This is a genomic window from Sideroxyarcus emersonii (assembly GCF_021654335.1).
GTDB classification, from domain to species: domain Bacteria; phylum Pseudomonadota; class Gammaproteobacteria; order Burkholderiales; family Gallionellaceae; genus Sideroxyarcus; species Sideroxyarcus emersonii.
The window spans coordinates 2,431,301-2,445,350 of sequence record NZ_AP023423.1 but is presented as its reverse complement, the minus strand read 5'-3'; the positions used below and the strand labels follow the sequence as shown (position 1 = coordinate 2,445,350).

General features: G+C 55.3%; 11 protein-coding genes. 9 read left to right on the top strand and 2 right to left on the bottom strand.

The window, feature by feature from the left end:
• The first annotated feature begins 25 nt into the window (after positions 1 to 25).
• The 7 genes from L6418_RS11780 (at position 26) to L6418_RS11750 (ending at position 9,572) form a co-directional block, all read left to right on the top strand.
• Positions 26 to 256: a PP0621 family protein gene (locus L6418_RS11780; protein WP_237247116.1), complete on the top strand. Its 231-nt coding sequence runs from the start codon at positions 26 to 28 to the stop codon at positions 254 to 256.
• A 5-nt stretch (positions 257 to 261) separates the two neighbouring features.
• Entirely contained in the window at positions 262 to 1,887 is a 1,626-nt protein-coding gene (locus tag L6418_RS11775) for a nitrogen regulation protein NR(II) (protein ID WP_237247115.1), read from the top strand.
• Positions 1,884 to 3,245, top strand: coding sequence for a sigma-54 dependent transcriptional regulator (locus L6418_RS11770; RefSeq protein WP_237247114.1), 1,362 nt, complete (start codon positions 1,884 to 1,886; stop codon positions 3,243 to 3,245). The genes L6418_RS11775 and L6418_RS11770 overlap by 4 nt, the downstream gene beginning before the upstream one ends.
• The gene (gene ampD / locus L6418_RS11765) at positions 3,242 to 3,778 is read left to right on the top strand and encodes a 1,6-anhydro-N-acetylmuramyl-L-alanine amidase AmpD (RefSeq protein WP_237247113.1); all 537 of its coding nucleotides are present in this window, start codon (positions 3,242 to 3,244) and stop codon (positions 3,776 to 3,778) included. Before L6418_RS11770 ends, ampD begins: the two co-directional genes overlap by 4 nt.
• Before the next feature lie 234 nt (positions 3,779 to 4,012).
• Positions 4,013 to 6,850 (top strand): ribonucleoside-diphosphate reductase subunit alpha, encoded by a 2,838-nt coding sequence (locus tag L6418_RS11760; RefSeq protein ID WP_237247112.1) that lies wholly within the window; start codon positions 4,013 to 4,015, stop codon positions 6,848 to 6,850.
• A 113-nt stretch (positions 6,851 to 6,963) separates the two neighbouring features.
• Entirely contained in the window at positions 6,964 to 8,109 is a 1,146-nt protein-coding gene (locus L6418_RS11755; RefSeq protein ID WP_237247111.1) for a ribonucleotide-diphosphate reductase subunit beta, read from the top strand.
• Between the two features lie 878 nt (positions 8,110 to 8,987).
• Positions 8,988 to 9,572 (top strand): histone H1-like DNA-binding protein, encoded by a 585-nt coding sequence (locus L6418_RS11750; RefSeq protein ID WP_237247110.1) that lies wholly within the window; start codon positions 8,988 to 8,990, stop codon positions 9,570 to 9,572.
• Positions 9,573 to 9,961: 389 nt separating this feature from the next.
• Here the strand turns inward: L6418_RS11750 and L6418_RS11745 are convergent, their stop codons facing one another.
• On the bottom strand, positions 9,962 to 10,678 hold the full coding sequence (locus L6418_RS11745) for a trans-aconitate 2-methyltransferase (protein ID WP_237247109.1): 717 nt from the start codon (positions 10,676 to 10,678) through the stop codon (positions 9,962 to 9,964).
• The gene (locus L6418_RS11740) at positions 10,675 to 11,535 is read right to left on the bottom strand and encodes a polysaccharide deacetylase family protein (RefSeq protein ID WP_237247108.1); all 861 of its coding nucleotides are present in this window, start codon (positions 11,533 to 11,535) and stop codon (positions 10,675 to 10,677) included. The genes L6418_RS11745 and L6418_RS11740 overlap by 4 nt, the downstream gene beginning before the upstream one ends.
• A 59-nt stretch (positions 11,536 to 11,594) precedes the next feature.
• Between L6418_RS11740 and L6418_RS11735 the strand changes: the two genes are divergently transcribed.
• Both L6418_RS11735 and L6418_RS11730 read left to right on the top strand, forming a co-directional pair.
• Positions 11,595 to 13,334 carry a serine hydrolase gene (locus tag L6418_RS11735; protein WP_237247107.1) on the top strand — a complete coding sequence of 580 codons (1,740 nt, stop codon included), beginning with the start codon at positions 11,595 to 11,597 and terminating at the stop codon, positions 13,332 to 13,334.
• A gap of 1 nt (position 13,335) precedes the next feature.
• Positions 13,336 to 14,016, top strand: a complete 681-nt coding sequence (locus L6418_RS11730; RefSeq protein WP_237247106.1) for a hypothetical protein — start codon at positions 13,336 to 13,338, stop codon at positions 14,014 to 14,016.
• Positions 14,017 to 14,050 lie beyond the last annotated feature (34 nt).

Below are 14,050 nucleotides of genomic sequence, written 5' to 3'. Positions count from 1 at the left end.
AGCGGCGTTATGTGGAGCGTGGCGCATGAGTCGCTTACTGTTTTTGCTGGCAGTCATCATCGTTGTCTATTTGCTGTTGAAATCATTGCGCGGGCAAACTCCCAAGCACCCCCCAAAAAATGACGCATCCGCCGATGCTGAGGAAATGGTTCGTTGCGCTCAATGCGGCGTGCATCTGCCTAAGAGCGAAAGTATTCTGGCGGGTGGAAATTTCTATTGCAGTGATGCACACCGCCGCGCACATGGCTCTAAGTAGTTCCGATGCGGGATAGCCTGTCCCTGACCGGTATCTTTCCTGCCTTGCAAGTGGCGGCGCCGCTGTCGCAAGAGAGTCAGTGGCGTTCAATCAGCCTGTTCAATCTATACCGCATGGTGTTGGGCGGGCTGATGTTGCTGGTCCCGACATTGTTCGGCGATATGTTCTCGCTGAACATCCATAACCAGGCGTGGTTCTTCTGGGTTGCGGCAGTCTATACCTTGCTGGTGATGGCTTCGGTCCTGGCTGTCGGATTGCGCAGACCCCGTTCCAGCCTGCAATTGGCATTTCAGGTATGCACGGATATCGTCGCGATCGCGTCCCTGACATATTTCGGCGGCGGGGTGCAGAGCAATCTCGGTATGCTGCTGCTGGTGTCATTGGCGCTGGCGGGCATGATCGCGCGTGGCCGGATCACCCTGTTGTTTGCGGCGCTGGCAAGTATTGCCATGCTGTTGCAGCATGGTTATTCCGTATTGACCCGAGATGCTTCGGCAGGGATGTTCTTGCAGGTCGGCATCCTGAATACCTCCTATTTTGCCGTGGCATGGTTGGCGCATACCTTATCCAAATATGCCGTTGCCAGTGAAAAGCTGGCTTTTCGGCGAGGTGTGGATCTGTCCAACATGGCGGAAGCCAACCGATTGATGATTCAGGATATGCCCGATGGGGTGCTGGTGGTGGATGAGCGCGGCTTGGTAAGGCAATCGAATCCCGGCGCAGAAAGAATGCTGGGATATACATTCTCGTTCGATGGGAGGGTTCATTTGGCCGATTGTTCGCCGGTGCTGGATGCGATGTTTGCGGCTTGGCGCCAAAACAAGGCGCTTGGGCATGAGGCATTGCGCTTGCCTGGTACCAATCACCCGGTGCGCGTACGTTTCCTGCCGGTGCAGCGGGAGGGTTTCTGGGGGGCGGTGGTCGTGCTGGAGGACATGCAGCGAGTTCAGGAGCAGGCCCAGCAGGTGAAGCTTGCTGCGCTCGGTCGGCTGACCGCGAATATTGCGCATGAGGTGCGAAATCCGCTTTCTTCGATCAGTTATGCAACCGAGTTGCTGAAAGAACAGCAACACGATTCTGCACAAGCACGGCTATTCCAGATCATTCTTGATAATACGACGCGCCTGAATCGCATTGTGCAAGATGTGATGCAGGTCAACCGGCGTGACCGGTTGCAGGCGGAACGCCTCAATCTGTCGGTGCTGATGGAGGAACTCATCGTGAACATCTGCCAGGTTGAACAGGTGCCGCGCCCTGTGTTCGACTTGCGGGTAGCGCCGGATTGTTCGGCACGCTTTGATCGCGGCCACTTTGAGCAGGTGTTGTGGAATCTGTGTCGTAATGCTTTGCGTTATTGTCAGCGGCAGTCTGGGAGCGTACGTTTGCGGGCATTCACTTCAGAAGATGGCAGGACGGTGATGGAGGTTTCTGATGATGGGCCCGGGGTGAGCGCCGATGCGGCACAGAAGCTGTTTGAACCGTTCTTTACTACCGACACCAAGGGAACTGGGCTGGGGCTGTATATTGCGCGCGAACTTTGCGAAGCTAACGGCGCGATGATTGAATACCGGCGAGCGCCAGACGGAGGGGCGTGTTTCCGTATCGTTTTTGGAAGCGGAAATGAGATATGAAAAATGAAAATAAGGCCAATCCCCGGGTTCTTGTGGTGGATGATGAGGCGGATATATTGGAATTGCTGGAACTGGCCCTAAGCCGCATGGGGCTGGATGTGGCCAGGGCAAGCAATGTGAAGCAGGCCAGGCAGCTTCTGGACGCTGAAACATTCGACTTGTGCCTGACGGACATGCGTATTCCTGACGGTGATGGGCTTGAGGTGGTGCGCCATATCAACGAGCGCGGCATGGATGTCCCGGTGGCGGTAATCACTGCACATGGCAATCTGGAAAACGCGGTGGCGGCACTCAAGGCGGGGGCATTTGACTATCTGTCCAAGCCGGTGGCGCTGGATCAATTGCGTACACTGGTTGCCTCTGCGCTCAAATTGCCTGCCGCTAATGCGAGAGCGAGGGATGGCGGGCGTATTTTGTCGGGCAATTCACCGGCCATGGCCCAAGTGCGCGAATTGATAGGGCGGGTGGCGCGTAGCCAGGCCCCAGTGCACATCAGTGGTGAATCGGGCAGCGGGAAGGAGTTGGCTGCCCGCCTGATCGTGGAAAAAAGCGCGCGTAACGAGCAAGCGTTCGTTGCGGTCAACTGTGGCGCGATCCCGGAAAACCTGATGGAAAGCGAATTCTTCGGTTATCGAAAAGGCGCATTCACAGGTGCGGACAAGGATAAAGAGGGGTTCTTCCAGACGGCAAATCATGGAACCTTGCTGCTGGACGAGGTAGCTGACCTGCCGATGGTGATGCAGGTCAAATTGTTGCGGGCCATCCAGGAAAAGAAAGTGCGCCGGGTAGGTGCGACCCAGGAGGAATCGGTGGATGTGCGTATCCTGAGTGCAACCCATCGCGATCTGGGGAAGTGCGTGCAACAGGGTACATTCAGGCAGGATCTTTATTATCGACTGAACGTCATTTCTATCCACATGCCCTCTCTGCGAGAAATGCGCGAGGATGTGCCGCAAATCGCAAATCAGATTCTGGAGCGTCTGCGCGGAGATTCCCCTGCCCGCTTTTCGCCGCAAGCTCTGGAAGCGCTGATGCGCTACGACTTCCCCGGAAACGTGCGGGAGATGGAGAATATCATCGAGCGTTCATTGGCCCTGTGTCAGGAAGGGGTGATTATGCCTGCCGATTTGCAATTGATGCCGATGTCGGCGGCGCAGACCGAAGAGGCGAGCGGCGGAGCGGGAAAGTACCCGCTCACCGACTATCTTGACAGGATTGAGCGGGAGGCGATACTGGAGGCGCTGCGTCAGACCCACTTCAATCGCACTGCCGCTGCCAAGATTCTGGGGGTGACGTTCCGTGCCTTGCGGTATCGCATGGAGCGACTGTCAATTACCGACAAGGACGGCGCCGATTGAAGTCCGATGCTCTGGGATGGCTGAGTGGGGTGCGGCATGTGGCTTCGCCCAATCATGATGGCCGGCCGCCTGGCGTGCACGTCGATTTGCTGGTCATCCATAGCATCAGCTTGCCGCCCAATGAGTACGGGGGGCGCGCGATTGAGCAGTTTTTTACCAATTCGCTGGATCATGCGGAGCATCCGTTTTTCGAGCAGATCAAGGAGCTGCGGGTGTCATCCCACTTCCTGATACGACGTAACGGTCAGGTGGTGCAGTTCGTTCCATGCGGCAAGCGAGCCTGGCATGCCGGTGTCTCCAACTGGCGCGGTCGTACCCGTTGCAATGACTTTTCCATCGGAATCGAACTCGAGGGTAGCGACTTCGAGCCATATGCTGAAATTCAGTACGCTGCGCTGGTGCGTTTGACGAGGCGGCTTAAACGCATCTATCCGATTGCCGATATCGTCGGACATTCCGATATTGCTCCTGGACGCAAGACAGATCCGGGGCCCTTTTTTGACTGGGACGGGTATTTTTCCCGCCTGAAATAGGTCGCGATCCCGAGCTGTCTTTGCAAAGAAAAAGTGAAAAAGATATAGGCCAAAATTTTTCTTGCATAAATCCAGTGATGCACTAGAATTAGTTCCAATTCACAGGGTGTACCACTAGATGTAGTGGTTTTTGATTTTTTAGCCGTGTCGGCTTGAATGCTGGTCCGGCTCAAGCAATTAAAGGGGAGTTGTATGTTGCTTGCTTCTGAAAGTGTTTCTTCATCTGTTACATCCATGCTTGTGCATCAAGATTCCGAATCTGTCACGTCCTCCGGTAGTCTGCCTTTAGATCAATATAAAGTGATTCGTCGCAACGGTTCCGTTGTTGCGTTCGAGCCCGCGAAAATCTCCATTGCCATGACCAAGGCTTTCATTGCTGTGAACGGCGGGCAAGGTGCGGCGTCGGCGCGGGTGCGCGAACTGGTTGAGCAATTGACGGCGAATGTGGTGAATGCGCTGATCCGTCGACAGCCGCATGGTGGAACCCTGCATATAGAGGATATCCAGGATCAGGTTGAATTGTCGCTGATGCGATCCGGGGAGCACGACGTCGCGCGCTCATATGTGCTGTACCGGGAGCAGCGGACGCGCGAGCGCGGCAAAGCCAAGAAAGAGGCTGAAACGGCGCATGTGCTGAACGTAAAAGATGGTGAGGTGGTTCGCCCTCTGGATGTGGCGCAGCTGATTGCGCAGATCCAGTCCGCCTGCGTCGGCCTGGGGGCTGCTGTCGATGCGGAGAAGATCCTTAAGCTGACTTTGAAGGATTTGTACGATGGCGTCGCCATCGAAGAGGTGCGCAAATGCGCCATCCTTTCGGCGCGTACGCTGATCGAGCAAGATCCCGCTTATAGTTTCGTTACTGCGCGCTTGTTGCTGGACAACATTTTCTGCGAAATCCTCGGGGAGGAGGTCGCGCAGGCAGATATGGCTGCGCGATATGTGGAATATTTCCCGAAATTCATCAAGCGGGGCATCGAAGCTGAGCTGTTGAACGAAGAGTTGGCCCATTTTGATCTGGATCGTCTTGGCAGGGCGCTCGACGCCTCGCGTGACCTGCAGTTCAATTATCTCGGGTTGCAGACGCTATACGATCGTTATTTCCTGCATGTGGATGGCAAGCGCATTGAGTTGCCGCAGGCGTTCTTCATGCGCGTGGCGATGGGTTTGAGTCTGAACGAGATCAACCGCGAGGAACGTGCAATTGAGTTCTACCGCCTGTTGTCCAGCTTCGACTTCATGAGCTCCACGCCAACCTTGTTCAACTCGGGTACGCGCCGTTCGCAACTGTCTTCCTGCTACCTGACCACCGTGGCGGATGACCTCGATGGAATCTACGAAGCGTTGAAAGAGAACGCGCTGCTGTCCAAGTTCGCGGGCGGTCTGGGTAACGACTGGACCAATGTGCGCGCGCTGGGTAGCCACATCAAGGGCACCAATGGCAAGTCGCAAGGAGTGGTGCCTTTCCTCAAGGTGGTGAACGACACCGCAGTGGCTGTGAACCAAGGGGGCAAGCGCAAGGGGGCGGTGTGCGCCTATCTGGAGACTTGGCACCTCGACATCGAGGAATTCCTTGAGCTGCGCAAGAACACTGGCGACGACCGCCGCCGCACCCACGACATGAACACCTCGAACTGGATCCCCGACCTGTTCATGAAGCGTGTGATGGAAGGTGGCGAATGGACGCTGTTCTCGCCCTCGACCTGCCCCGACCTGCATGACAAATTCGGTGCCGAATTCGAAAAGGCCTATCTTGGCTATGAGGCCAAGGTCGCCACTGGCGAACTGAAGCTGTTCAAGAAAGTGCCGGCGCAATCGCTCTGGCGCAAGATGTTGACCATGCTGTTCGAGACCGGCCACCCCTGGATCACCTTCAAGGATCCTTGCAATATCCGCAGTCCGCAACAGCATGTGGGCGTAGTGCATAGTTCCAACCTGTGCACCGAGATCACGCTGAATACTTCCGATAGTGAGATCGCCGTTTGTAACCTCGGATCGGTCAATCTGGCCGCACACCTGTTTCCCAAGGGGCATGCCAAGGCGGGGCAGATCGATCATGACAAATTGAAGCGTACCGTGAGTACGGCCATGCGCATGCTGGATAACGTGGTTGATATCAACTACTACGCAGTCGCCAAGGCGCGCAACTCCAATCTCAAGCATCGTCCGGTCGGCCTCGGCATCATGGGCTTTCAGGATTGTCTGCATGAATTGCGCATTCCCTATTCGTCCGAGGCGGCGGTCGAGTTCGCTGATCGTTCCATGGAGGCGGTCTGCTACTACGCCTATTGGGCTTCGACCGAACTGGCGGAAGAACGTGGCCGTTATGCTACCTATCGTGGCAGCCTGTGGGACCGCGGTATCCTGCCGCAGGACAGCCTGAACCTGCTGCGCGAGCAACGCGGCGGTTTCGTTGAGGTGGATATGTCGTCCAGCATGGACTGGGATGCGTTGCGTTCCCGTATTTGGCAGTACGGAATGCGCAATTCGAATTGCGTGGCCATTGCGCCGACCGCCACCATCTCCAATATCATCGGTGTTTCGGCATGTATCGAGCCGACATACCAGAACATCTTCGTGAAGTCGAACCTCTCCGGTGAGTTCACCGTCATTAACGATCACCTGGTGAGCGACCTGAAGGCGCTGGGTTTGTGGGATGAGGTGATGATTGCAGATCTCAAGTATTTCGATGGCAGCCTGTCGAAGATCGACCGTATTCCTGCGGAGTTGCGCGAGTTGTATGCCACCGCATTCGAGGTCGAGCCGAAATGGTTGATCGAAGCGGCTTCGCGTCGCCAGAAATGGATAGACCAGGCGCAATCGCTCAACATCTATATGTCCGGCGTGTCTGGGCGCAAGCTCGATGAGACATATAAGCTGGCATGGGTGCGCGGTTTGAAGACGACATATTACTTGCGTGCTTTGGGGGCGACGTCGGCGGAGAAGTCCACATCCCGTGCGGGAACCTTGAATGCGGTGTCGAATGTTGCCGATAGTGGCGCGTCCGCTGCACCGGCGGTAGAGGAAGCGAAGTTCTGCTCGATCGACAACCCAGAATGCGAAGCTTGCCAGTAGGGAGCAGGCGCAGGGAACGGCGGTAAGCCCTGTGATCGCCGGCTTGCTGTCTGCCAATGAGAATAACTTGTTCGTCGCGCAATGCGGCAAACGTTAAGAAGTAAGGGAATACTATGCTGAATTTTGAAGATGACATGATGCCAGCGGCAGTTCAGACCGGGGTGCGTATGGCCGCGATGGGTGGCGACGTTGCGGGCGATGATAAGAGCGGGCACGCATATACGATCGCCTCCACCTCCACCGGACGCATTCGCGTGGAAGACAAGCGAATCATCAATAGCAGCGCCGATGTGAACCAGTTGGTGCCATTCAAGTACAAGTGGGCATGGGAAAAGTATCTTGCGGGCTGTGCCAACCATTGGATGCCGCAAGAGGTCAATATGTCTGCCGACATCGCATTGTGGAAGAACCCGAATGGGCTGACCGAGGACGAGCGCCGCCTGGTCAAGCGCAATCTGGGCTTCTTTACCACGGCCGATAGCCTGGCTGCGAATAATATTGCTTTGGGCACTTATCGCCACATCACCAATCCGGAATGCCGCCAGTTCTTGCTACGCCAGGCATTCGAGGAGGCGATCCATACCCACGCTTACCAGTACATCGTGGAAAGTCTGGGTCTGGACGAAGGGGAAGTGTTCAACATGTACCACGAAGTGTCGAGCATTCGTGACAAGGACGAGTTCCTGCTTCCCTTTATCGACGTGTTGACGAACCCTGACTTCAAGACCGGCACGCCGGAAAATGACCAGAAATTGCTGCGTAGCCTGATTGTGTTCGCATGCATCATGGAGGGGTTGTTTTTCTACGTCGGTTTTGTGCAGATACTGGCGCTGGGGCGGCAGAACAAGATGACCGGCGCAGCCGAGCAATACCAGTACATCCTGCGGGACGAGTCCATGCACCTGAATTTTGGCGTGGATGTGATCAATCAGATCAAATTGGAGAATCCTCATCTGTGGACGCCGGCCTTCCGCGAAGAAGTGCGTGGCCTGATCCAGAAGGGGGTGGAGCTGGAATACCGCTATGCTGAAGATACCATGCCACGCGGTGTGCTGGGGTTGAATGCCGGCATGTTCAAGGAGTACCTGCGTTTCATCGCGAATCGTCGTTGCCAGCAAATTGGTATCGATGTGCTATATCCGGGGGCAACGAATCCGTTTCCCTGGATGGCCGAGATGATTGACCTGAAAAAAGAGAAGAACTTCTTTGAAACGCGGGTCACTGAATACCAGACGGGCGGGGCGTTATCCTGGGATTGATGTGCGGGCGCGCATAACCCCGTTTCAAGGTTGGCACAGATATAGAAGTAAATGGTATTTATCCGGCCCGAACGGCCTGGCTTGATTAGCCAGGCCGTTTTTCTTTGATACCCCCCCTGGATTGCTGGCCGGTATTTCAATGCAGCAGCTTGGCAATAATTAGGTCCAATCAACTACCCTTGGGGGGATGACCGCGGTACCACACTCTCTGGAACGTATGCATTGATGCACGCGAGGCTCATCCGTGCTGGTCGAACTGGCCTGAACTATCATCATCGATACCGGAGATTTTCAATCAAAGTGAAGCAATCGATCCGGCAAGACGGTGCCAATTCTCGTGCATGCAGAAATTTCAATGAAGCGGTGACCTGCTAAGCAAAAAAATGCACAAACATCAAGAAAAATGTTGACAGCAACCATAATTCGGGTAAAGTTTCAACCGCTATATATAGTTAAAAAAACTTGAATAATTACTAACTGTAGTGAATGAAATTCCGAGGGGAATCCGCTTGCTCGATTACGATTTGCAAAGATTAAGTAGTTTGCCAATGCAATTGGCGCCACATGGCGCGGCGAGTGAAGGGCTGTCTTTGGATTCGGTTTTCAAATTGGCTGGCTTGCCGACAAGGTTTGTATATACGCGGGCCGGCGGTCTTAGTGGCCACGTCTGACTATATGGGTTATAGCCAATTAGTGGATTTCAGCATCGAAAAAAATAATTGCGAATTGGGCAAGGGTGGAATCTTTCCCCCGGGGATGTTGACAGAGGCTGCTTCGGCAGCCTCTGTTGCAAGGGCTCGGTCATGCCGCTCTGCGGTGTGCTGAGGGTGTAGTAGTTGTTAGTGTTTTGTTAACTTTCATCACTCAAGGAGGTTGAAATGGTAGCAGCAAAGAAAGCTAAACCAGCAGCAAAAAAAGCGGCTGCAAAGAAGCCCGCAGCCAAGAAGGCAGCAGCAAAGAAACCCGCTGCTAAAAAGGCTGTAGCGAAGAAGCCAGCAGCCAAGAAGGCCGTTGCCAAGAAGCCCGCAGCCAAGAAGGCAGCAGCAAAGAAACCCGCTGCTAAAAAGGCTGTAGCGAAGAAGCCAGCAGCCAAGAAGGCCGTTGCCAAGAAGCCCGCAGCCAAGAAGGCAGCAACAAAGAAACCCGCTGCTAAAAAGGCTGTAGCGAAGAAGCCAGCAGCCAAGAAGGCCGTTGCCAAGAAGCCCGCAGCCAAGAAGGCAGCAGCAAAGAAGCCCGCTGCTAAAAAGGCCGCAGCGAAGAAGCCGGCAGCCAAGAAAGCGGCAGCAAAGAAACCCGCTGCTAAAAAGGCTGTAGCGAAGAAGCCGGCAGCGAAGAAGGCTGTAGCGGTGGCTAAGCCTGTTGCGGCTCCGGCTGCGACGACATTGGCTCCTTCTGCGCCAGCTCCTGTGCGTCCGGCTGCGACTTGGCCTTTCCCCACACCAGGCATCAGCAAGCCAAACTAATGTGGTGTGAGGCTGTGAAGGCAGCCCCGATCAGATTGTACGGTAGGGGCTGATTCACGGTTGTCGGATGGCGAGCCGGGCAGGCTCTGTGCTATTTTTCGTGCTGAAAGAGTGCGCGGGGCATTGTCCCCTCTAGGAAACGTTTGGTCGTTTTGCTTGGCGTATCGTAGTTGGTCTGCGTAGTGCAAAGGCTCGCATCGCTATCTGACGACAGACTCGCGTTTTTTGCCATGTAATTGTGGAGGGATTCCTGCCCTCTATGAATTGCATGGTATATCAAATATCCAAATAGCTGGAGGGGCTGGTTTCCCTCCGACAAAATGGATGCTGTTTATCCTTGATCAATAATGCGGCTTCGATGGAGTCCGAAGGGCTGAGGGGCTGATCGCTTATTCGCCGGTTTTCTTGGCAATCAGCATAACGTTGCGGAATGGGGTGCCTTTATGCATTGCCAGCGGCCTGACCTCAAAGCCGGTAGATCGTAATACTTCCAACCATTCGTCAAGCGTACGGCAGTAAATCCGGTTAAGGCGATGGCCGCGCAGGAAGAAGATGGTGCGGTCGACCCAGTTGCTATAGTAAAAAGGCAGTCCGCCGGCAGCATCTCCAACCCGGGTAATGAATGTGCCCCCCGGTGGCAGTGCAGCCCAGATCCGTTTCAGCACCTCTTCCTGCGCCTCGTAGCTGATGTAGTGCAACACATCAAGAACGACTGCAACATCCGCTTTGCCATAATCTGCGGAACGGATGTCGCCTTGATAGAACTGAGCACTGTCGCCGAGCGCCGCGCGGGCACGATCCACATCTTTCTGCATCAGCTCCAAACCCCAGATGTGATTGATCTTGGGGGCGGGAGGCCAATGTGGCGGCCAGTTCCCGCATTCGTGAAGTTTTCGTGCCTCAAGCAACCATGAGGCGAGCAGACCTTGACCGCAACCCAGGTCGATCAGACGTTCAGCGTTGGGAAGCAAACCGTTTTCCAGCAGGCCAAAGAACGCCGGGTCGCTCTTGAGCTTGCCCTCTGCAAACTTGTAAGCGAACAGGCCCGCTGAGCGATAAGGTCGCGTAGCATAATCGAGCAAAGTGCGGCGGAATTGAACGTTCATGGGATGGCCGATCGCAAAGTTACTGAATGCAGGTTTGCCTGTGCAAGGCGCTCCAGCAGGCGAGGAAGAACTTCGAGAATGACCGGTTTCCCATTGGCTGTACGAGCTGCACTGCCGTCATGCAGCAGCAGGATGTCACCGCCTTTGAGGTCGCATGCCAATCGGCTCAGCACCATATCCGCATCGTTTACCCGCGTGTCGAATCCGCGCCTGCTCCAGCTGCACAGCCGCAATCCGCAATGCGCGAGCACGGGCTCCAGCCCAGGATTGCGCAAGCCTGCCGTTGCCCGAAAGAAGCGGGGAGCGGTTCCACAGATGTTGCTTAACACCATTTGTGCGCCATGCACTTCGCGGTGGATACGCCAGGGGCCGAACAAAGAGAAATGCCAATGGTGCGAAAGACTATGATTCTCGATGGCATGACCACGGCGCATTATCTCGCGGCATAGCTCCGGATACTGCTGGGCGAGTTTCCCGATACAAAAAAAAGTTGCTTTGGCTTGATGCTGATCCAGGATATCGAGTACAAGCGGAGTAACTTCCGGGTCCGGGCCATCATCGATGGTGATGGCGACTTCCCCTCGTTCTGCGGCCGATTGTGGCAAGCAGGTGATGTTGGGGCCCAACAACGAACTGCGCGGAATCAGGCCGGTCACCGTAAGGAACATATGGTCGAGGAAAACGATGCCCAGAACCCACTTCCACCATGCAGGTTGCAGCAATATGACAAAAAGGCCGCCAACAAGAAGAAATATCGAGAGCCGGATGGCGAAAGCAGGTTTCCAGTTGCGGCAGGGGAAAAACATCATGGCATTCTGTTTTGTATTTTGGCGGGCATTATACAATGCTGATTTCATATAAATACCTGTCGAAGGGTTCCGTTGTGCTATTGCGTAAAACAATCATCGCTACCTGCGTGTTAACTCTAGTTGCCTGCGCCGCACCACCAAAGAAGCCATCGAATGTTCCGCGCGGCGATTACTCATATACCAAAGAATACATCTCCTGGCTGGTCGAGCAGGAGATGGCCGATGCCGATGTGACGGGCATGAGTATCGCCCTGGTGGACGATCAAAATATCGTATGGCAACAGGGGTTTGGCTATGCGGACAAACGGGCCGGCATCTTGGCTTCGCCGGACACGGTGTATCACCTTGGCTCCATCGCAAAAGTATTTACCGCGACAGCGGCGATGCGTCTCGCCGAGCAGGGAAAACTGGACATAGATCAGCCGCTGCAAGAATACCTGCCCGAGTTTTCGATCAGGAGCCGCTTTGGGGATACCCGGAGAATTACCCCCCGCAACATCATGACGCACCATTCCGGATTGCCATGCAACTGGCTGCATGGCATGAGCGAACGGCATCCCCGCCCGTTTACCGAGGTGGTGAGTGCAGTACAGAACGAATACATGGCTTATCCGCCAGACTACGTATTTGCATACTCGAATCTTGCCGTGACGCTGCTTGGTGCCGCGATCGGCAGGGTAAGCGGGCAGGATTACGCCGGTTATATGGATACGCAACTGTTGCAGCCGCTTGAGATGACTCATTCTGAGTTCGCTCCGCGTATCCCGGGAAAGAGCTACGACAAAGGCAAAGAGGTTGAAGCCATACCGCTGCGCGATCTGCCTTCCGGGGGGCTGAACTCCAGCGCAAGCGATATCGCGCATTTCATGCAGATGATATTCGCGGATGGCAGTTACCACGGACACCAGATTGTCAGCCCGGCGTCACTGCATGAGATGTTCAGGGTGCAGAATGCGCAAGTGCCATTGGACTTCGACTTCAAGATGGGGCTTGGCTGGATGCTTAGCGGCGTGGATGTTCCGCGTGCCGGCTTGGTGGCAAGCCATGGCGGCACCACGCTCAACTACCATACGCTGATGGTGGTATTGCCGGAAAGCAAGCTGGGAGTGGTGGTATTGTCGAATTCGACTACAGCGCAAGGTATCGTCGGCAAGATCGCAACGGAGACGCTGCAGTTGGCGCTGGAAGCTAAACGCGGGATATCTCCGCCGGTGACGGTCGTAAAGGAGGTAAAGAGCGTTCCGCTGACTGCAGATGATGTTCGAGCATATGAGGGTTATTTCGACACATTGATCGGCTTGGTCAAGGTCAGCGGCAAATCAGGCGACTTGGTGGCCGAAGTGATGGGCCAGAAGCTGGAGCTGATGCCGCGGGAAGGGCAGCAGTTTGGTGCGCGCTTCAAATTGTTCGGCTTCATCCCGATCAAGATCAGCATGCTGGAGGAGCTGAATTTGTCGTTGCATCGAATCGATGGGCACGATGCGCTGGCATTGAAGAGCAATGGGCAGACCATGCTCATCGGCGAGAAGATCGCGCCGGTCGAGATCCCGCAGCAAATGCTCGAATATGTCGGGGAATATGAAATCGTCAACAAGCATGATGGTCCCATGCCGCAATCGGTCCGCTTCCTGCATGAGGACGGATTGCTCATCGGTGCCTTCACGTTTGCCGAGAAGCCCGGCTTCGTGTTCCGGGTCGCACTAAAGCCGGTTGCCGCTGATGAGTTGGTGCTGGAAGGGTTAGGCCCGGGAAAGGGCGAGACCTTGCACCTGAAAAAGGTCGGCAACGAGTTGCGCATAGATTTCTCCGGATTCGAGCTGCGCAAAATATCTTCCGACAAGGGGTGAGATGCGCCTGCCAGCGAATGCCGTCTACGATGTTGCACCCGTCGATCAGGCTGGGCGCATATTGCTACTGATGTTGCCGGGGGCGAAGCATGCGCCGCAACATCTGGTTGAAAACGGATTCATCCGCGCCCTGCGCGAACGCAAATTGGCCGTTGATGTGCTTGTGCTGGATGCACACGCTGACCTGTATCTGGATGGCGAACAGATTGAGTGCATGCTGCATGACGCCTTGAATGAGGCGCGCTCGCATGGTTATTCCCGCATCTGGGTGCTGGGCATATCGCTTGGAGGGACGGGCGCAATACTGTGTACTGTCCAGCGTACGGCAGAGATAGAAGGCGTATTCCTGTTGGCGCCTTTTCTGGGCACGCGCGGGATCATCGCAGAAGTTTCCGCTGCGGGTGGCCTGGCGCATTGGCAGGCCGGCGAGATAAGCAGCCGCGACCGGGAGCGGGCATTACTCGCCGAGCTTAAGAGCAGCTTGCTGGATATGGCTGGATTCCCGCCAATCTATCTCGGTTACGGCAGTGCAGACCGCTATCGCGGGGCAAGCGATCTGCTGGCCAGGCATCTGCCGTCGCATCAGGTGGAGGTGATGCCTGGAGGGCATGACTGGGAGACATGGGCTGGACTGTGGCGGATGCTGCTTGATAAGCGGCCATTCCCCAACGCCGAAGCGTAGCCGAGATTAAGCTTTCACAGCGATTGACTTAGGA